This is a genomic window from Mycolicibacterium houstonense (assembly GCF_900078665.2).
Taxonomy (GTDB): Bacteria; Actinomycetota; Actinomycetes; order Mycobacteriales; family Mycobacteriaceae; genus Mycobacterium; species Mycobacterium houstonense.
Window position 1 is genome coordinate 2674489 of sequence record NZ_LT546207.1, and the last position, 18402, is coordinate 2692890.

The 18402-nt window shown below is 65.9% G+C and carries 20 protein-coding genes and 1 pseudogene; 11 read left to right on the plus strand and 10 right to left on the minus strand.

Annotation, left to right across the window (positions count from 1 at the left end; genetic code table 11):
* Positions 1-13: 13 nt before the first annotated feature.
* Positions 14-616 (minus strand): TetR/AcrR family transcriptional regulator, encoded by a 603-nt coding sequence (locus BN4332_RS13445; protein ID WP_235654084.1) that lies wholly within the window; start codon positions 614-616, stop codon positions 14-16.
* Positions 617-716: 100 nt separating this feature from the next.
* Between BN4332_RS13445 and BN4332_RS13450 the strand changes: the two genes are divergently transcribed.
* Positions 717-1589: an alpha/beta fold hydrolase gene (locus tag BN4332_RS13450; protein ID WP_066898944.1), complete on the plus strand. Its 873-nt coding sequence runs from the start codon at positions 717-719 to the stop codon at positions 1587-1589.
* 54 nt (positions 1590-1643) lie between these two features.
* Here BN4332_RS13450 and BN4332_RS13455 read toward each other — a convergent pair whose 3' ends face one another.
* Positions 1644-1814, minus strand: a complete 171-nt coding sequence (locus BN4332_RS13455; RefSeq protein WP_096866894.1) for a hypothetical protein — start codon at positions 1812-1814, stop codon at positions 1644-1646.
* Positions 1815-1855: 41 nt separating this feature from the next.
* Between BN4332_RS13455 and BN4332_RS13460 the strand changes: the two genes are divergently transcribed.
* Positions 1856-2536: a guanylate cyclase gene (locus BN4332_RS13460; RefSeq protein WP_096866895.1), complete on the plus strand. Its 681-nt coding sequence runs from the start codon at positions 1856-1858 to the stop codon at positions 2534-2536.
* On the opposite strand, the gene BN4332_RS13465 is transcribed toward BN4332_RS13460, so the two are convergent.
* The 4 genes from BN4332_RS13465 to ychF all read right to left on the minus strand — a co-directional run bounded on the left by BN4332_RS13465 (position 2526) and on the right by ychF (position 6262).
* The gene (locus tag BN4332_RS13465) at positions 2526-3107 is read right to left on the minus strand and encodes a GNAT family N-acetyltransferase (RefSeq protein WP_066898889.1); all 582 of its coding nucleotides are present in this window, start codon (positions 3105-3107) and stop codon (positions 2526-2528) included. The genes BN4332_RS13460 and BN4332_RS13465 overlap by 11 nt on opposite strands.
* Before the next feature lie 116 nt (positions 3108-3223).
* A complete protein-coding gene (locus BN4332_RS13470) occupies positions 3224-3970 on the minus strand; it encodes a class I SAM-dependent methyltransferase (protein ID WP_066898890.1) in 747 nt (248 codons plus the stop codon).
* Between the two features lie 116 nt (positions 3971-4086).
* Positions 4087-4440: a DUF1801 domain-containing protein gene (locus tag BN4332_RS13475; RefSeq protein ID WP_066898891.1), complete on the minus strand. Its 354-nt coding sequence runs from the start codon at positions 4438-4440 to the stop codon at positions 4087-4089.
* A gap of 748 nt (positions 4441-5188) precedes the next feature.
* Positions 5189-6262, minus strand: a complete 1074-nt coding sequence (gene ychF, locus BN4332_RS13485; protein ID WP_066898893.1) for a redox-regulated ATPase YchF — start codon at positions 6260-6262, stop codon at positions 5189-5191.
* Between the two features lie 84 nt (positions 6263-6346).
* On the opposite strand from ychF, the pseudogene BN4332_RS35490 reads away from it, so the two are divergent.
* Positions 6347-7076: pseudogene (locus BN4332_RS35490) on the plus strand (DUF6542 domain-containing protein).
* A gap of 25 nt (positions 7077-7101) precedes the next feature.
* On the opposite strand, the gene BN4332_RS13495 reads toward BN4332_RS35490, so the two are convergent.
* On the minus strand, positions 7102-8115 hold the full coding sequence (locus tag BN4332_RS13495; protein ID WP_066898895.1) for a 4-hydroxy-3-methylbut-2-enyl diphosphate reductase: 1014 nt from the start codon (positions 8113-8115) through the stop codon (positions 7102-7104).
* A gap of 62 nt (positions 8116-8177) precedes the next feature.
* Here BN4332_RS13495 and BN4332_RS13500 point away from each other — a divergent pair, with 62 nt between their 5' ends.
* The 4 genes from BN4332_RS13500 to BN4332_RS13515 all read left to right on the plus strand — a co-directional run bounded on the left by BN4332_RS13500 (position 8178) and on the right by BN4332_RS13515 (position 11118).
* Complete coding sequence (locus BN4332_RS13500) at positions 8178-8759, plus strand: lipid droplet-associated protein (RefSeq protein ID WP_066898896.1); 582 nt, start codon at positions 8178-8180, stop codon at positions 8757-8759.
* Positions 8756-9718, plus strand: a complete 963-nt coding sequence (xseA, locus tag BN4332_RS13505; protein ID WP_066898897.1) for an exodeoxyribonuclease VII large subunit — start codon at positions 8756-8758, stop codon at positions 9716-9718. Before BN4332_RS13500 ends, xseA begins: the two co-directional genes overlap by 4 nt.
* 8 nt (positions 9719-9726) lie before the next feature.
* A complete protein-coding gene (locus tag BN4332_RS13510; RefSeq protein ID WP_066898898.1) occupies positions 9727-9939 on the plus strand; it encodes an exodeoxyribonuclease VII small subunit in 213 nt (70 codons plus the stop codon).
* Positions 9940-10002: 63 nt separating this feature from the next.
* Positions 10003-11118, plus strand: coding sequence for a 3-beta-hydroxysteroid dehydrogenase (locus BN4332_RS13515; RefSeq protein ID WP_066898899.1), 1116 nt, complete (start codon positions 10003-10005; stop codon positions 11116-11118).
* On the opposite strand, the gene BN4332_RS13520 is transcribed toward BN4332_RS13515, so the two are convergent.
* Together BN4332_RS13520 and BN4332_RS13525 are read right to left on the minus strand one after the other, a co-directional pair.
* On the minus strand, positions 11119-11394 hold the full coding sequence (locus tag BN4332_RS13520) for a dsRBD fold-containing protein (RefSeq protein ID WP_066898945.1): 276 nt from the start codon (positions 11392-11394) through the stop codon (positions 11119-11121).
* 15 nt (positions 11395-11409) lie between these two features.
* A complete protein-coding gene (locus tag BN4332_RS13525; protein WP_066898900.1) occupies positions 11410-12486 on the minus strand; it encodes a tellurite resistance/C4-dicarboxylate transporter family protein in 1077 nt (358 codons plus the stop codon).
* Positions 12487-12634: 148 nt separating this feature from the next.
* Here BN4332_RS13525 and BN4332_RS13530 point away from each other — a divergent pair, with 148 nt between their 5' ends.
* The 4 genes from BN4332_RS13530 (at position 12635) to BN4332_RS13545 (ending at position 17736) form a co-directional block, all read left to right on the plus strand.
* Positions 12635-14185 (plus strand): arylsulfatase, encoded by a 1551-nt coding sequence (locus tag BN4332_RS13530; protein ID WP_066898901.1) that lies wholly within the window; start codon positions 12635-12637, stop codon positions 14183-14185.
* Positions 14186-14325: 140 nt separating this feature from the next.
* Positions 14326-15870: an arylsulfatase gene (locus tag BN4332_RS13535; protein WP_066898902.1), complete on the plus strand. Its 1545-nt coding sequence runs from the start codon at positions 14326-14328 to the stop codon at positions 15868-15870.
* Positions 15871-15873: 3 nt separating this feature from the next.
* A complete protein-coding gene (locus BN4332_RS13540; protein ID WP_066898903.1) occupies positions 15874-16773 on the plus strand; it encodes an HAD family hydrolase in 900 nt (299 codons plus the stop codon).
* 78 nt (positions 16774-16851) lie between these two features.
* Positions 16852-17736: a formylglycine-generating enzyme family protein gene (locus BN4332_RS13545; RefSeq protein WP_066898904.1), complete on the plus strand. Its 885-nt coding sequence runs from the start codon at positions 16852-16854 to the stop codon at positions 17734-17736.
* Here BN4332_RS13545 and BN4332_RS13550 read toward each other — a convergent pair.
* Positions 17733-18287 (minus strand): TetR/AcrR family transcriptional regulator, encoded by a 555-nt coding sequence (locus BN4332_RS13550; protein ID WP_066898905.1) that lies wholly within the window; start codon positions 18285-18287, stop codon positions 17733-17735. The genes BN4332_RS13545 and BN4332_RS13550 overlap by 4 nt on opposite strands.
* Positions 18288-18402: the final 115 nt, after the last annotated feature.

Genomic DNA, 18402 nt, shown 5'->3' on the forward strand with positions numbered 1-18402 from the left:
ACCGGTCACACCGTCATCGGGTGGGCGCCCCGACCGCGCGCAGCGCAAAGTCCACGACCTCGGCCTGCGCGATCTCGCACTCACCGTCGGAACACAGTCGCGACATCGAATGGCTGACCATCGCGCCGATGGCGACCGCGTCCTGTTCGGGCTTGGCCTGGGGAAACGAGCCGTCCTCCAGCCCGCGGCGCAGGATCGCCGCCAACGACCGCTCACGGTCGGCATGCCACTGCTCACGGGCCGCGCGATAGCCCTTGGCCGCGCGGACCTCGTCGGAGTCCAGGACCGTCATGTGCATGTTCAACCGCTCGTCCTTCAGCAGGCCGAAGATCTGGCCGAGCCACACCCGCAGCTGATCGGCGGGAGGGCCGTCGTACCGGGCGGCGATCTGGTCGAGCCGGCGGGCCAGCGAGTCACCCTCGCCTCTCATCATCGCCAGGAACAGCGCGTCCTTGGATTCGAAGTGCCGGTAGAACGCGCGGGTCGACAAACCCGCCCTGGCCAGCACCGCGGCCACCGGCACCGCCCCGGTGTGCGGCTCGGACAGGCAATCGAAGGCAGCCTCGATGATGGCGTCGCGTTCCGCGGCGTCGCCGTCATCCACCTCGATCCGCACGGTTGCCGATTCTAGAAATCCCGCGCCGCAGCGGGTCGCAGATGCGGCGAAAACCCCTCTGGGTAACGTGACTTCCCGGGGGCTGCCGAGAGGAGTGTCCGTGAGCAGCGGGAAAACCGAGCACAGCGCACCGCGCACCGTCACGTTCCGGGGCGTCGACGACCTGAATCTCGTCGGTGACGAGTGGAACCGGGACGCCCCGTCTGCTGCCGACAATCCCACGATCGTGCTGTTGCACGGCGGTGGTCAGAACCGGTTCTCCTGGAAGAACACCGGCCAGATCCTGGCCGACCGCGGCTGGCACGTGATCGCGCTCGACGCCCGGGGCCACGGCGACAGCGACCGATCCCCCAGCGCAAACTACTCGGTGGAGGCGTTGTCCGCCGACGTGCAGCACGTGCTGTACCAGATCGGCCGCCCGGTCGTACTGATCGGCGCCAGCATGGGCGGGCTGACCAGCATCCTGGCCTCCCACGAGGCCGGTCCGGAACTGGTCACCAAGCTGGTGCTGGTCGATGTGGTGCCGCGGTTCGAGAAGAGCGGCAGCGCACGCATCCGCGAATTCATGTTCACCAACGTGGACGGCTTCGATTCGCTGGAGCAGGCGGCCGAGGCCGTCGCCGGGTATCTGCCGCACCGCACCAAACCCCGCAGCCCCGAGGGGCTGAAGAAGAATCTGCGGCTGCGCGACGGACGCTGGTACTGGCATTGGGACCCGGCCTTCCTCACCAAACCCGAGGACGATCCGTTCATGCGGGTGGAGAAGCTGGAACAGGCCGCGATGAACCTGACCATCCCGATCCTGCTGATCCGCGGCAAGCTGTCCGATGTGGTGAGCCCCGAAGGCGTTCAGGACTTCCTGCAGAAGGTGCCTGCCGCCGAGTTCGTCGAGTTGTCCGACGCGGGACACACCGCCGCCGGTGACGACAACGACGCGTTCACCGAGGTGGTCGTGGAGTTCGTCGGCCGGTGAACGCCACCAAATCACTTGCCAGCCAACAGATAAGCACTTCCTGAAGTCCGTCGGTTACGGCGCCCGCTCGGCGTTTTCCGCCTCGGCCAAGCGCTGGTGCAACCGCTCCCGGATGTCCTGCGGGGTGTAGGCGTTGCGGCGGCGCTGATCGCGCGCAACCATGACGCCGCCTGCGACGACCCCGGCGACACCGGCCAGCCCGACCCACTTCCAGATGCTCCGCATGCTCCAAGTGTGCCTAAGCTTCGCTTGTGAAAGCGAATACGGTGGCTTTGACCAAGGCGCTGGAGGAGACCCGCACCGGTGACATCTGGCTGTTTCGCGGCGGTTCCGGGCCGGACCGGGCGATCCAGACCCTGACCAACAGCCCCGTCAACCACGTCGGGATGACCGTGGCGATCGACGACCTGCCACCGCTGATCTGGCACGCCGAGCTCGGCGACAAGCTGCTCGACATGTGGACCGGCACCAACCACCGCGGGGTCCAACTCAACGACGCCCGCCAGGTGGTCGAACGCTGGTCCCACAGCTACGGGCAGCGCTGCTGGTTGCGTCAGCTCACCCCGTTCGCGACACGCGAGCAGGAGGACAAACTTCTCAAGGTGATCGCCAGGATGAACGGCACCGCCTTCCCCACCACAGCGCGGCTGACCGGGCGCTGGCTGCGCGGGCGGATACCCGTCGTCAGCGATTTCACCCGCGGAATTCCCTTTGTGCACAAGAAGGTTCGCGAATCCGCCGAGCGCAAGAAGGCGGTGAGCCGACAGGTCGGGTTGGAGACCGCCTACTGCGCCGAGACCGTGGCCATCACCTACGAGGAGATGGGCCTGCTGACCACCGAGAAGCACTACAACTGGTTCGATCCAGGTTCCTTCTGGAGCGGCGACGAGTTGCCGCTGACCGCCGGCTACGAGTTGGGTGACGAGATCTCGGTGCTCATCGAGTAGACGTATCTCGCAGGGGTTTCGCCTCGTCCAGGAATTCGACCACCGAACGCTCGAACGCCAAAACCGTCGTCAACTCCCCCGACGGCGTGCGTTCCTCACGAGGCCCGTCGGTCTGGACGAATCCGACGCCCTCCAGCACTCGGATCGACCCGTTGTTCTCGGGAGCGGTGCGGGCCCTCAGATGGGTCAGCCCGGCATCTGCGGCGACGCCGGCGATCAGGCGCAGGGCTTTCTGTGCCACGCCGCGCCCGCGCGCCTCCGGGCACAGCCAGAACCCCACCTCTGCGTGATCGTCGCGGAAGTCGAACAGCACGATGCTGCCCAAGAATTGGTCTGACTCTGCGTCCGCGATGGCCAGCACCGCGAGCGATCCGTCATCCAGCCCGTGCGCGATGACACCGTCGATCTGCTCACGAACGATCTCCGGCGAGTATTCGGGAAGGGGTAGGTGCCCGTACCGTTGCACCCCGGCATCCTTGGTGCCCGCGGCGAAAGCCTCTGCGTCACCGTGGCGTAGCCGCCGAATACGCACATCTGTGTCGTCTTTGGGCAACCGGTCAGCGATCGTCATTTCTCCTCCTGCACTCGGCGAGCACGGGCCTGTGGGCACGAAAGTTGTTGCGTGCGTTTGCTCTACGTTCGGCAAGCTTGATACTACCGTCGACGCGGAATGTCGCGACGGTGCGATCAGACCATCCCCCGCGCCGCCCAGGCGGTCGCGGTGACGGTGAACGGTCCGTCACCCACCTGTTCGCGAGCCACCGACGCCAGCCGTGCCCGACCGTCGTCGTCGAGCCGGCGCACGTAGTCACCGGCGGGGCCGACGCCGAATGTGTAAGGCTCCCACCACTCCTCGAACGTCGGGTGGACGACGTCAACCGTGATCGGACGCTCTTCCACCGCGCGCAAGCCGGCCGCCGCGAAGATCTCGGCCAGGTGGCCCCGGCGCGCCCCGGACAGCAGCGCTTCGTCATCAGCGTCCGGCTCGATCAGGTGGACCGCATCCCAGAACGGTGCCAGCGCGCCGGTCGCGCCGTCCCACACGCAGGCCGCGACGACTCCCCCGGGGCGCGTGACGCGCACCATCTGCCCGATGCCGACCACCGGATCCGGCATGAAGTGCACCACCAGTTGGGCCAGGGCAGCATCGAAAGCGTCTGTGTCATAGGGCAATTCCTCGGCCACGCCCACCCGCACCTCGACGTGCGGGAAGCCTGCGCGGATCGCGTCGACGAACGGCGAGGACGGATCGATCGCGGTGACCCGGGCCCCGAGCGACAGCAGGTGCGCCGTCAGAGCGCCCGGACCGCACCCCACGTCGAGCACCTTGTCGCCGGCCCCGATCCCGGAAAACGCCGCGAAAACCTTCGCCAGAGGCTCGGCATACCGGCCCATGAAGCGGGTGTAGGCGTCCGGCGGGACGTCGAAGCTCACCAGGTGATGCTATGCCGTGCGTGCGACGCCGCCAGACTTTCGAACGTGAAGACGATGGCGAGTTCTCGCGAGAATCTCGCCATCTACTTCACGTTCGGCGGGGTGAGCGCGAGCTCCTACTCGATCGCGGCGCGAACGATCTCCGTGACCCGCTGCTCGGTGACGTCGTCCAGGCCATCGAGGTACCAGGACGCAGGCATCAACAGTCCGTCCTTACCTCCGGCCGGCTTGAGCGTGGCCTTCTCGGTCACCCCGAGGCTGATCAAATCGTCGCTCCGAAAGAAGATGAGGACCGGACTACTCGCGGACAGGGCATATCCCGGCATGCCGTACCAGATGCGAGGCTTCAGATCGGGAGCTGCGGCAACGATCACCTCGTGCAGCCGCTGCATCACGCTACGGGCCGGCTCGTCCGTCCCCGCGATCTTGTCGAGCACCTGCCGGAGGTTCTTGTCGTCCTTGGCGGTCATGTCACGTCCCTTCGTCTGCCGGTATCGGTCAACCGGCGCAATGGAGTTGGCGCGCCAGAAGGCGCAGCACCCCATTCGGACATGTCCTGATCGGCTCAGGCCCCTCCGCAATGATTCAGGTGTTCGTTCACCTGGAAGTGCCGAGTGTGGCAGACATCGTCGCCACAATCAGCACGCTAACACGGGAGCGCACGCTGCAGGCGCAGAGCTGAAGCGTGCACGACCGCCTGACGAGCGTGGCCCCTGTGCACGAAATTGGGGCCTAATGCGTGCATATCCGTCACGCTCGGCGCATTACACGTTGAAGTGTCGCCGCTCATCGACGGGTCGACCTCATCTCGCGACGCCAACTGTGAGGCCAGCATTGCCCATTGGCGTGGTGGGACCAGACATGATCCAGGTCGTCACGGATCTCGGCCGTCACCGCGTATCGCCACATGCGAACTGCCGTCGGATGCGGTTCGAACCGCACGGATATCCCGGCGGCCGATACCCAATCGGCGGGGATACGTCGAGCCTGCAACTGCCGGACCAACTGTCCGCTGTACTTGCGCACCAACGGATCACCGTCGGAATCGGCGCACAAATCTAGGTCGATCCCAGGTGGCCCTGGCGTGCGGCAAAGCACACCGATCCCCCACCAGCCTGCGATGTCGTTGTTCCGACTGCTGAAACTAGTGGCGATCCCTCGGCACACATCCCGAAGTTCACGACGTCGTGGCATCGCCCGCCCCTCACGCTCGGCGCACTACACGTTGAACCGGAACTCCACCACGTCGCCGTCGGCCATCACGTAGTCCTTGCCTTCCATGCGGACCTTGCCGGCGGCCTTGGCGGCGGCCATCGACCCGGCCTCGACGAGGTCGTCGAAGGAGACCACCTCGGCCTTGATGAAGCCCTTCTCGAAGTCGGTGTGGATCACGCCGGCCGCCTTGGGCGCGGTGTCGCCCTGGTGGATGGTCCAGGCGCGAGATTCCTTCGGCCCGGCCGTCAGATAGGTCTGCAGCTTCAGTGTGTGGAACCCGGCGCGGGCCAGGGCGTCGAGACCGCGCTCGGTCTGTCCGATCGACTCCAGCAGTTCTTGCGCCGATTCGTCGTCGAGCTCGATCAGCTCCGACTCGATCTTGGCGTCGAGGAACACCGCGTCCGCCGGGGCCACCAGCTCGCGCAGCTCGGCCTGCTTGGCGGGGTCGGTCAGCACCGACTCGTCGGCGTTGAACACATACAGGAACGGCTTGGTCGTCATCAGGTTCAGCTCACGCAGGATCGACCAGTCCTTGCCGGTCGAAAAGAGCGTCTTGCCGTCGTCGAACACCGCCTGTGCGGCGACCGCGGCCTCCAGGATCGGCTTGCGCTCCTTGTTGTTGCGGGCTTCCTTCTCCAGCCGCGGCACCGCCTTTTCCAGCGTCTGCATGTCGGCCAGGATCAGCTCGGTCTCGATCACCTCGATGTCCGAGCGCGGGTCCACCCGGCCGTCGACGTGCACCACGTCGTCATCGGCGAACACGCGGACCACCTGACAGATCGCGTCGCACTCGCGGATGTTGGCCAGGAACTTGTTGCCGAGGCCGGCTCCTTCGGAGGCGCCTTTCACGATGCCGGCGATGTCGACGAATGTCACCGGCGCCGGCACGGTCTTCTCCGACCCGAAGATCTCGGCGAGCTTGTCGAGCCGGGGATCGGGCAGCGGCACCACGCCCTCGTTGGGTTCGATGGTCGCAAACGGGTAGTTGGCCGCCAACACGTCGTTACGCGTCAGGGCATTGAACAGAGTCGACTTTCCGACGTTCGGCAAACCGACGATTCCCAGGTTCAGGCTCACAGGGACCACAGTCTAGGACGGTGTGACGGGCACGCCAGCGCGAGCTGGCAGCACGCGGCCGGATTGAGCCGGTACGGTCTACGTGTGTCAGGACAGCGCGCACAGTCGGCAGTGCCGGCTGACCAACGCTCTGTGCACCCGCGATTCGCCGGTGTGCCGTGGTGGGGTGCTGTGCTGATCGCCGTCACGGCTACCGCGATCGGCTTTGCTTTCGATGCCGGTTCGGGCAACCGCGAGCTCAGCTCGGTCTTCGCGGTCTGTTACTCGCTGGGGTGTCTGGCGGCGGTGCTGGCGGTTCAGCAGGCCGGGTTGTTCACCGCGGTCATTCAGCCCCCGTTGATCCTGTTCGTCGCGGTTCCCGGGTCCTATTTCCTGTTCCACGGCGGCCAGCTCCAAGGTGTGAAAGACCTGGCCATCAACTGTGGCTATCCCCTGATCGAACGTTTCCCACTGATGCTGTTCCTGTCGGCCACGGTGCTGTTGATCGGGCTGGGCCGGTGGTACGTCGGGCTGACGGCACAACGCGGCGCCGACGAGGCCGACTCGGCCGACGCCGCCAAGACGGCCAAAGNCCCCGGAGCGCCGGGAAGGCGCGCCGCGCGAGCGGCAGCCGCGTCCGCGTCGCCGGTTCGACGACTACCAGCCGTTCGAGGATTCGTTCGAGGCGCCGTCCAACGGTTCGGGGCGCTCGACGCACCATCCGGTGTCGCGCGTGCGTTACCGGGGTTCTGAGGACGAGGATCGCCGGGTGGAGCACCGGACCCGGCCACGCTCAGCCGCGCGGGGCCGTCACTCCTGGGACCCCGACGACTGACGAAGCCGACCGGCTACAAAACGGGTCAGGCCCGCGGCGGGCGGATCTCCCGCGGCAACGCGAACACCAGCGTCTCGTTGGCGGTGGTCACCGGCTGCACGGTGCCGTAACCGTATTCGGCGAGCCGTTCCAGTACCCCGCGCACCAGCACCTCGGGCACCGACGCACCTGAGGTGACGCCGACGGTGGTAACGCCTTCCAGCCAGGCCGGGTCGATGTCTTCGGCGTAATCCACCAGGTGGGCGGCCTGCGACCCGGCGCCGAGGGCCACCTCGACCAGCCGCACCGAGTTCGACGAGTTGCGCGAGCCGACCACGATCACCAGTTCGCACTCGGGTGCCATCGCCTTGACGGCCACCTGACGGTTCTGCGTCGCGTAGCAGATGTCGTCGCTCGGCGGATCCTGCAACGTCGGGAACTTCTCCCGCAGCCGGCGCACCGTCTCCATGGTCTCGTCGACGCTCAGCGTGGTCTGCGACAACCAGATGACCTTCTCCGGGTCCCGCACCGTGACCTTGTCCACGGCGTCCGGGTTGTCGACCACCTGGACGTGGTCGGGCGCCTCACCGGCGGTACCGACGACCTCTTCGTGGCCCTCGTGGCCGATCAGCAGGATGTCGAAATCGTCGCGGGCGAACCGCTTGGCCTCGTTGTGCACCTTGGTGACCAGCGGGCAGGTGGCGTCGATGACCTGGAGGCTGCGCTCAGCGGCGGTCTCGTGCACCGTCGGCGCCACACCGTGCGCCGAGAACACCACGATGGCGCCCTCGGGCACCTCGTCGGTCTCGTCGACGAAAACCGCGCCGGCCTTGGCCAGCGTCTCCACGACGTGCTTGTTGTGCACGATCTCGTGCCGCACGTACACCGGGGCGCCGTGCTTTTCCAGGGCTCGTTCCACGGTCTCGACGGCACGGTCGACCCCGGCGCAGTACCCACGGGGTTCAGCCAGCAGGACGCGTTTGCCGACGGCTTCCGAACCGCCGCCTGACCTCACCGAGCTGGTTGCACCCGGGATACCCATGTTGATTGTCGACGGCATGTGTCCAGGGTACGGGGCGACAACACAACGGAGCCAGCCGTGGCTGTGGCTAGTCTGTGCACATGGGAACTGCACCGTATGGGGTCCGGCTGCTGGTGGGTGCGGCGGTGACCGCCTTGGAGGAAACCCGCCGGTTGCCTCAAACCATCCTGACCTATCCCATGACCGTGGCCAGTCAGGCGGCCAACATCGTCATGCACGTCCAGCAGAACCTCGCTGAGCTGGTGGTCAAGGGCGACGAGACGCTTGAGCAGCTGTTTCCGCCCAAGGATGAGCAGCCCGAGTGGGCCACATTCGACGAGGATCTCGAGTCCGACGACGCGGACGACGCACCCGACGACGCCCCCACCACCGACGGCGAGCGGCGCACCGAGGGACGGTTCGCGCTGTACAGCACCGGCGAGCCCGAGGCGGCCGGCGCGGCCAACGGCAAGACCACCAGCGCCGCCACCAAGGGTGAGGCGCCGGAGATCGCCGGCGAGCTGGGCTACGACACGCTCACCCTGGCTCAGCTGCGGGCCAGGCTGACGTCGCTGAAGGTCGCCGACCTCGAAGCACTGCTGGCCTACGAAGAGGCCGGCCGGGCCCGCGCCCCGTTCGTCACGTTGCTCGCCAACAGGATCACCCGCGCGACCGCGAAGTGACCGAACCGGGTCAGTCACCGGAGAATCCCTGGCCGGTACGCGCCGTGGCGACCCGCGTCGCCAAATGGATCGACCGGCTCGGCACCGTCTGGGTCGAGGGGCAGCTGACCGAACTCAAGGTCCGCCCCGATTCCAAGACCGTCTTCATGGTGCTGCGCGATCCGGCGGCCGACATGTCGCTGACCCTGACCTGCCCGCGCGATCTGGTGCGCAACGCGCCGGTCAAGCTGTCCGAGGGCACCCAGGTGATCATCTGCGGCAAGCCCAATTTCTACACCGGCCGGGGCACATTCTCGTTGCGGGTCAGTGAGATTCGCGCGGTCGGCATCGGTGAACTACTGGCCCGGATCGAGCGGTTGCGCCGGCTGCTGGAGGCCGAAGGCCTGTTCGATCCGCGGCTCAAGCGCCCGATTCCGTTCCTGCCCAACACCATCGGCCTGATCACCGGCCGCGCATCGGCCGCCGAACGCGATGTGACCACGGTGGCCACCACCCGCTGGCCCGCGGTGCGTTTCGCGATCCGCAACACGATCGTGCAGGGGCCCAACGCGGTGCCGCAGATCGTGGAGGCCCTGGCGGCCCTGGACGCCGACCCAGACGTCGACGTCATCGTCTTGGCCCGTGGCGGCGGCAGCGTCGAGGATCTGCTGCCGTTCTCCGACGAAACCCTGTGCCGCGCCATCGTCGCGTGCCGCACCCCGGTGGTCAGCNCCACCGCACAGCGCGACATCACCCGGCTGATCGACGGGCAGGCCGACACCGTCGGCCACCTGTCCGCGCGACTGACCGCGCTCGGACCGGCAGCGACGCTGGCCCGCGGATATTCGGTGGTGCAGACGGTTCCGGCGGCCGGAACGCCGACAGTTTTGCGTTCGGTGGCCGACGCACCGAGTGGCACCCGACTGCGGGTGCGGGTGTCCGACGGCGTGGTCTCGGCAGTCAGCGAGGGTAGTGAGTAAGGGTATGCATGAAGCCTATTAGTGAATTGGGCTACGAAGAAGCCCGCGACGAATTGATCGCAGTAGTGCAGCAGCTGGAGCAGGGCGGGCTGGATCTCGATGCTTCGCTCAACCTCTGGGAAAGAGGCGAAAAGCTGGCACAACGCTGCGAAGAGCACTTAGCGGGAGCCCGCCAGCGCGTCGAGCAGGCGCTGGCCGCCCGCGAGACCGAAGAAAGTTGATCCAGCAACCATTTTTGCCATTCTTGCTCGAAACTGGAACCTGTTTCAGTTATCCTGTCCGGCATGGGTGACCCGAAACTGACCGGTAACTCCGATGCTCCTCGCGACCGCGCCGAACTCGGCCGCGTCCTGGTTACCGGCGGCTCCGGCTTCGTCGGCGCCAACCTGGTGACCGAACTGCTCGACCGCGGTTACTCCGTGCGCTCGTTCGACCGCGCGCCGTCCCCGCTGGGCGATCATGCCGGCCTGGAGGTCATCGAAGGCGACATCTGCGACACGCAGACGGTCGCCGCAGCCGTCAAGGACATCGACACCGTCATTCACACCGCGGCCATCATCGACCTGATGGGCGGCGCTTCGGTCACCGAGGAGTACCGGCAGCGCAGCTTCGCCGTCAACGTCGAGGGCACCAAGAACCTGGTGCACGCCGCGCAGGAGGCCGGCGTCAAGCGCTTCGTCTACACCGCGTCCAACAGCGTGGTGATGGGCGGGCAGGACATCGTCAACGGCGATGAGACCATGCCCTACACCAGCCGGTTCAACGACCTCTACACCGAGACCAAGGTGGTGGCCGAGAAGTTCGTGCTCGCCCAGAACGGTGAGCACGGCATGCTGACCTGTTCGATCCGGCCCAGCGGCATCTGGGGCCGCGGCGACCAGACCATGTTCCGCAAGGTGTTCGAGAACGTCCTGGCCGGGCACGTCAAGGTGCTGGTCGGCAACAAGAACATCAAGCTGGACAACTCCTACGTGCACAACCTGATCCACGGCTTCATCCTGGCCGCCCAGCACCTGGTGCCCGGCGGCGCCGCACCCGGTCAGGCCTACTTCATCAACGACGGCGAGCCCGTCAACATGTTCGAGTTCGCGCGCCCCGTGATCGCGGCATGCGGCCGCAAACTGCCGACGTTCTACGTGTCAGGGCGCCTGGTGCACAAGGTGATGATGGCCTGGCAGTGGCTGCACTTCAAATTCTCCCTGCCCGCACCGTTGATCGAACCCCTTGCGGTGGAACGGCTTTACCTCAACAACTACTTCTCCATCGCCAAGGCCAAACGCGACCTGGGCTACGAGCCGCTGTTCACCACCGAGCGGGCCATGGCCGAGTGCATGCCGTACTACACCGAACTTTTCCGTCAGATGGAGTCCGGGGCGGTCAAGCAGCCCGTCACCGCCTGATCAGCGGTAGAGGTGCACCGGATGGTGCGTGGACTGCTCGATTCGCGCCGAGGCGGCATGCAGTAGATCGGTGCCCAGCGCGATGAGCGCCCTTGCCGCCGCGATCTCCTCCCCGATCATGGGCGCACCGGGGTCCTTCGGATTGCGGTAGGCATCTCCGGTGGTGGACATCGTGTCGTCGCGCAACTGTGCGCGGGCCGATGCGTGGGTATGGACGTCGTCCTCGGAGAATTCGATTTCGACGAGCCACTTGTTGGTCAGGTCCTTGTCGTACATCGCGAACACCTCCACCTACAACTGTGCTCCCGGTACGGCGTCGATGCCAGGGGTGGCGTGGCGATTCGACCAGAGGGTGATGGCCAGGTGGCGCAGCATGGCCACGAACGTCAACGCCCACGCCGCCAGCGCGATCCAACTCTCCGCGTAGCCGATGTGTTCCACGATCGGCAGCCGGTCGGCCTGGCCGAGGTAGTGGCCGCCGACCCCGTACATGCCGAGCGGGAACACCACGCTCCACAGGGTGGCGTCGTAGCGCAGCGGGACGCGGTGCACCCAGTGCCGCCAGATGCCGGCGGCGATCAACGGCGGGATCAGCCAGGTACCGAAGGCCCAAAAGAACACCGACGTCCCCGCGATCAGCCCGCGAGTGGCCGCCACCATCGGGGCGTCGGCCATCTCGACGATCCGTGCCCCGGCCACGACGGTGATGGCGGTGGCGCCCATCGCCACCCAGTACGGCGGCGTGAGATCGCCCGGCCGCAACGGATAGACCAGCAACCGAAGGGCCACGAAGACGCCTGCGGCGCCGTACAGAAAAATTCCGACCGACCACGAGAACACCGCCAACAACGCCAATTCCGAACGGCCCACCGATATTTCGGGCTGCAACGCCGCGGCGAGCACGGCCACGGACTGACTCGCAACCACCCAGATGAACCAGGTGCCGTTGGCACTTTGCAGCACCGGCCGGACGGCCTGGCCGACGACGGCGGTCCACGGCACCACGTAGCCCAGAATCATCCACGCCACCCAACCGACCGCCAGCAACGCGAAGGCCGAACCGTAGTGGCTGTCGGCGGCCAGCCGGGTTCCCACCACACACGTCGCGGCGACGAACGTGAACATGGCGAAGCCCCGACTCGGATCGGTCAGGTCCGCCGTGACATCGCCGCGATAGGCCACGGTGCGGATGACTGTCAGAATCACCAGAACCACGTACGCGACGCCCGCTATCCACAGCAACGCAACCGAAAGTGCATGCGCGTTGTGGTAATTCATCGCGATGGACATGATGCCGGTGGCCATGACGAGTGCGAAGTAACCCGGATGCATGGTGCGTAGCGCCTCGCGGGCGGTCGGCTCGCTCATGTCTCAGGTCTTACCACCGCATTTCAGGCGAATGCGTAAATATCGGGCGACAGACGGGCGAAGCCGCCACCCGTGCTGCCTGCCGCGGCCTATGGTCGGAGTAAGGCCGGGGCACATGACGGATACATCGAGGGGCGAGGAGTCGAACATGCCGAACGGTAAGCCGAACATTCTGGTGATCTGGGGCGACGACATCGGGATCAGCAACTTGAGCTGCTACAGCGACGGCCTGATGGGCTACCGCACCCCGAACATCGACCGGCTCGCCGACGAAGGCATGCGATTCACCGATTCCTATGGTGAGCAAAGTTGCACCGCGGGCCGCGCGGCGTTCATCAGTGGGCAGAGTGTGTACCGCACCGGAATGAGCAAAGTCGGGGTGCCGGGCGTCGACATCGGTTGGGCCGCCGAGGATCCGACGATCGCCGAGTTGCTCAAGCCGCTCGGTTACGCCACCGGGCAGTTCGGCAAGAACCATTTCGGTGATCTGAACAAGTACCTGCCGACGGTCCACGGATTCGACGAGTTCTACGGCAACCTGTACCACCTCAATGCCGAAGAGGAACCGGAGAGCTTCGACTACCCGCACGAGGATCGCTTCCCCCGGCTCTATCAGCTGGCCAAGCCCCGCGGCGTGCTCAAGTGCAAAGCCACCACCGAGGTGTCCACCGAGCCCGACGACCCGAAGTTCGGTCCGATCGGCAAGCAGACCATCGAGGACACCGGCCCGCTGAACACCAAGCGCATGGAGACCATCGACGACGACATCGCCGATGCCACGGTCGATTACATCAAGCGTCAGCACGAGGCGGGCAATCCGTTCTTCGTCTGGTGCAACTTCACCCATATGCACCTGTACACCCACACCAAACCGGAAAGCCGTGGGCAGGCGGGGCTGTGGCAGTCGCCCTACCACGACACGATGATCGACCACGACCGCAATGTGGGCACCGTGCTGAACGTGCTCGACGAACTCGGCATCGCCGAGGACACCATCGTCATCTACTCCACCGACAACGGCCCGCACCGCAATACCTGGCCCGACGGCGGCACGACACCGTTCCGCAGCGAGAAGAACACCAACTGGGAGGGCGCATTCCGGATTCCCGAGCTGATCCGCTGGCCCGGAAAGATCAAAGCCGGCACCGTCTCCAACGAGATCATCCAGCACCACGACTGGTTGCCGACCCTGCTGGCCGCCGCGGGTGAACCCGATATCAGCGAGAAGCTGAAGAAGGGGCACAAGGCCGGCGCAGACGGGGAAACCGAGTACAAGGTCCACATCGACGGGTACAACCTGCTGCCCTACCTGACCGGCGAGGTCGATACCAGCCCGCGGCGCGGGTTCTTCTACTTCTCCGACGACGGCGACCTCGTTGCGATGCGGTTCGAGAACTGGAAGATCGTGTTCGCCGAGCAGCGCTGCCAGGGCACGCTGCGGGTGTGGGCCGAACCGTTCACCCCCCTGCGGGTCCCCAAGCTGTTCAACCTGCGCACCGACCCGTACGAGTACGCCGACATCACGTCCAACACGTACTACGAGTGGTTGTTGCGGCATGACTACTTCGTGTTCTATGCGACGGCGATGGCGACGAAATTCCTTGAGACGTTCAAGGAATTCCCGCCACGGCACGCCCCGGCGAGCTTCAGCGTCGACCAAGCCGTCGAGAAGCTGCACGAGTTCCTGGCCAAGGACTGACCCGTCTCGAGTCTTGAATTTTCCCTGAGAGACGCAAGAGTTCGTCGTCAACTCGCCCACCGACGCATAACGTCGGGGTGGGTCGGGAGCGCTCGCGGCAGTCACGTCAAGGGAATCGATACGAAAGCGAGGCCGTGCACATGCCGAACAATCAACCGAACATCCTCGTCATCTGGGGCGACGACATCGGGATCAGCAACCTGTCCTGCTACAGCATGGGCCTGATGGGCTACCGGACGCCCAACATCGACCGGATCGCCAAGGAAGGCATGCTGTTCACCGACTCGTACGGGGAGCAGAGCTGCACGGCAGGCCGCTCATCGTTCATCACCGGCCAGAGTGTGTACCGCACCGGCTTGTCCAAGGTCGGGATGCCCGGTGTGGACATGGGCATGTCGCCCGAGGATCCGACGATCGCCACACTGCTGAAGTCGGTCGGGTATGCCACCGGGCAGTTCGGCAAGAATCACCTCGGCGACCTGAACAAGTATCTGCCGACCGCGCACGGTTTCGACGAGTTCTTCGGCAACCTGTACCACCTCAATGCCGAGGAAGAACCCGAAAACCCTGACTACCCAACCGAAGAAGAGGCGCCGCAGCTTCGCGCCAAGATGCTGCCGCGCGGTGTTGTCCATTCGTGGGCCACCGATGAGGAATCCGACGAGGTCGACCCGCGCTTCGGTCCGCTGGGCAAGCAGCGGGTCGAGGACACCGGCCCGCTCACCAAGAAGCGGATGGAGACCATCGACGACGAGACCACCGAGGCGTGTATTGACTTCATCAAGCGCCAGCATGAGGCGGACAAGCCGTTCTTCGCCTGGATGAACACCACCCACATGCACTTCCGGACGCACACCAAGCCAGAAAGCCGTGGACAGGCCGGCCGGTGGCAGTCCGAATACCACGACACGATGGTCGATCACGACCGCAATGTCGGTCAGCTGCTCGACGCGCTCGATGAGTTGGGAATCGCCGAGGACACCATCGTCATCTACTCCACCGACAACGGCCCGCACGCCAACACCTGGCCCGACGGGGCGACCACTCCGTTCCGCAGCGAGAAGAACACCAACTGGGAAGGCGCATTCCGGGTCCCCGAGCTGATCCGCTGGCCCGGAAAGATCGAGGCGGGCAGTGTCTCCAACGAGATCGTCCAGCACCACGACTGGTTGCCGACGTTCTTGGCCGCCGCCGGAGACGCCGACATCGTCGAGAAGCTCAAGAAGGGCTACGAGGCCGGTGATCGCACCTACAAGGTCCACATCGACGGCTTCAACCTGTTGCCGTACCTGACCGGCGAGGTGGACAAGAGCCCGCGTCGTGGCTTGGTGTACTTCTCCGACGATTGCGACGTGCTCGGTGTCCGTATCGACAACTGGAAGATCGTGTTCATGGAGCAGCGGTGCCAGGGCACCCTGCAGATCTGGTTCGAGCCGTTCACGGTCCTGCGCGCACCGAAGCTGTTCAACCTGCGCACCGACCCCTACGAACGTGCCGACATCACGTCAAACACCTACTGGGACTGGTACTTCGACCACGACTTCCTGGTGTTCATGGCAAATGCGCTGGTGACCCAGTTCCTGGAGACATTCAAGGAGTTCCCGCCGCGGCGCGAGCCGGCATCGTTCACGATCAGCAATGCCGTCGAGCAGCTCAACAAATACCTCGAATCGATCGGCGGCTGAGGGGTGTCCGACCTCCCATCCTGGAACGACGGACCCACGAAGTCGGCGATCGTCGACTTCGTGGACCGCGCCACCGCCGAGGTGCCGCCCGAGGAACGTGTCGCGGTGTTCGACAACGACGGCACGCTGTGGTGTGAGAAGCCGGCCTACATCCAGCTGGATTTCCTGGTGCGGCGGCTGGCCGAGCAGGCCGCCGCCGACCCGGCGCTGGCCACCAAACAGCCGTACCAGGCCGCGGCCGCCGGGAACCTGGCCTGGTTCGGCGACGCCGTCACCAAGCACTACAACGGCGATGATTCGGCCCTGAAAATCCTTGCCGGAGGAATTCTCTCGGCCTATGCCGGGATGACCGTCGACGACCACGCCGAACGGATCAAGGCCTTCTTCGCCGAGGCGCAGCACCCGACACTGGCCCGCCCGTACACCGCGTGCGGCTATGCGCCGATGATCGACCTGCTGCGTTACCTTGAGGCCAACGGTTTCACCAACTACATCGTCTCCGGTGGCGGCCGGGACTTCATGCGCCCCGTGACGGCATCGATGTACGGTGTTCCGCCGGAGCGGGTCATCGGTAGTTCGGTGGGCCTGGATTTCGTCGACGGACAACTCCGGACCACCGCCACACCGGAGTTCCTCAACGACGGCCCGGTCAAGGCGGTGCGCATCTGGGGCCGCATCGGGCGTCGCCCGATCTTCGCGGCGGGCAACTCCAACGGCGACATCCAGATGCTGGAGTACACCAGCGCCGGCCCGGCCACATCGTTGAGCGTGCTGGTGCGTCACGACGACGCCTCGCGCGAATTCGATTACACGGCAGGGGCAGAGAAGGCCTTGGACCTGGCGAGGTCCAACGGCTGGACGGTGGTCAGCATGCGCGACGATTGGACGACGGTCTTTGACTGAGCGTGCACCAAGGTCATCGACTGTGCGCTCAGGGCGCAAAAGTGCGAGTGGTCCTCGCCCTCACCGCAGAGTCGGCGCATGACCGACAGCGATCTGGTCTGGATTCCCGCGCAGACGACAATCCTCGGCTCCGACGCGCACTACCCCGAGGAGGCGCCGGCCCGCGAGGTTTCCACGGCGGGGTTCTGGATCCAGCGGCACCAGGTGACCAACGCCGACTACGCCGAATTCGTGGAGGCCACCGGCTATGTCACCGTCGCCGAGCGTCCGGTGAATCCGGACGACTTCCCCGGTGCCCCACCGGAGAACCTGGTGCCGGGCTCGATGGTGTTCCGGCGCACGGCGGGTCCGGTGGACCTGCGGCACATCAGCCAGTGGTGGGCGTGGACACCGGGCGCGTGCTGGAATCACCCCAGGGGGCCACGCTCCTCGTTGACGGGCCGCGAGCAACATCCCGTGGTGCACATCGCCTTTGATGACGCCGCGGCCTACGCAGATTGGGCCGGTCTGGCGCTGCCGACCGAGGCGGAGTGGGAGACCGCGGCCCGCGGCGGCATCTCCGGTGCGGCCTACACCTGGGGCGACGAGCCCGAGCCACCCGGACGGCAACTGGCGAACTACTGGCACGGCGAGTTCCCCTATCTTCCCGAAACCGGCTACGGGACAACGAAACCTGTCGGCTCCTTCGAGCCCAACGGCTACGGGCTGTTCGACATGGCGGGCAACGTGTGGGAGTGGACCACCGACTGGTACGGCGAGGACCGGGCCACCACTCCGTGCTGCGCCGCGGACACCTACGATCCGAACCAACCGCAGTTTCAGATCGGGCGCCGGGTGATCAAGGGCGGCTCGTTCCTGTGCGCCGACAGCTACTGCATGCGGTACCGCCCGGCCGCGCGGCGACCTCACATGGTGGATACCGGCATGAGCCACATCGGTTTTCGGTGTGTGAAACGGTCCTAGTCGAAGGCCGGCGCGACGAATCGTCGCAGCATCTCCTGCTCGGTGGCGTCATCGGCACCGGGCCACACCAGCAGCGAGAGCACCAGCCGGACGATCCACGCCGCGGCAACCGGGTCGTCCTCGGCCAGCCCGCTGAGTTCGGTGGCGAACTCCGCGGGCACCGGTGACCGGGTCAGATCGGCCATGCCATCGCCACTGCGCAGTGAGCCGACCAGGAGATCGAACATCGGGTCGGCCCGAATCCGCTGTAGTGCAACGGTGACCGCGGTCAGCACCCGCTGGGCGCCGGCAAGGCCGTCGACCGCCCGGCGCACTTCTCCCACGATCGCAGCGGCCAGCCGGGCCAGCACGGCGTCACGGATCTGGGCCTTTCCGCCCGCGTGCCGGTAGATCGTGGCCCGCGAACAGTGCACCCGGGCGGCGAGGGCATCGATGTCGAGGGAGTCGAATCCGTCGCGGGCGGCCATCTCCGCTGCGGCCGCATAGATCCGCTCGGCGGCCTCCGCGCGCCGGTCGCCGCCTACCAGCCAATCCGCACGCGTGGGAGACACAACAGCGAATTTATCGCATCTTGAGACGAAATACGTCGTGATTCTCACTTCACGCGCAGGTGGCGGACCCAGGTTGAGACACCGCCTCGCCGGACGCCGGAGCGGCCCGTATCAA

Bases quoted from the DNA above. Each gene is read 5' to 3' on its own strand.
- BN4332_RS13455 (WP_096866894.1), bottom strand. From the start codon at position 1,814: ATGCGGAGCATCTGGAAGTGGGTCGGGCTGGCCGGTGTCGCCGGGGTC.
- BN4332_RS13465 (WP_066898889.1), bottom strand. From the start codon at position 3,107: ATGACGATCGCTGACCGGTTGCCCAAAGACGACACAGATGTGCGTATT.
- BN4332_RS13475 (WP_066898891.1), bottom strand. From the start codon at position 4,440: ATGACCGCCAAGGACGACAAGAACCTCCGGCAGGTGCTCGACAAGATC.
- BN4332_RS13495 (WP_066898895.1), bottom strand. From the start codon at position 8,115: ATGCCGTCGACAATCAACATGGGTATCCCGGGTGCAACCAGCTCGGTG.
- BN4332_RS13500 (WP_066898896.1), top strand. From the start codon at position 8,178: ATGGGAACTGCACCGTATGGGGTCCGGCTGCTGGTGGGTGCGGCGGTG.
- BN4332_RS13510 (WP_066898898.1), top strand. From the start codon at position 9,727: ATGAAGCCTATTAGTGAATTGGGCTACGAAGAAGCCCGCGACGAATTG.
- BN4332_RS13515 (WP_066898899.1), top strand. From the start codon at position 10,003: ATGGGTGACCCGAAACTGACCGGTAACTCCGATGCTCCTCGCGACCGC.
- BN4332_RS13520 (WP_066898945.1), bottom strand. From the start codon at position 11,394: ATGTACGACAAGGACCTGACCAACAAGTGGCTCGTCGAAATCGAATTC.
- BN4332_RS13525 (WP_066898900.1), bottom strand. From the start codon at position 12,486: ATGAGCGAGCCGACCGCCCGCGAGGCGCTACGCACCATGCATCCGGGT.
- BN4332_RS13530 (WP_066898901.1), top strand. From the start codon at position 12,635: ATGCCGAACGGTAAGCCGAACATTCTGGTGATCTGGGGCGACGACATC.
- BN4332_RS13535 (WP_066898902.1), top strand. From the start codon at position 14,326: ATGCCGAACAATCAACCGAACATCCTCGTCATCTGGGGCGACGACATC.
- BN4332_RS13545 (WP_066898904.1), top strand. From the start codon at position 16,852: ATGACCGACAGCGATCTGGTCTGGATTCCCGCGCAGACGACAATCCTC.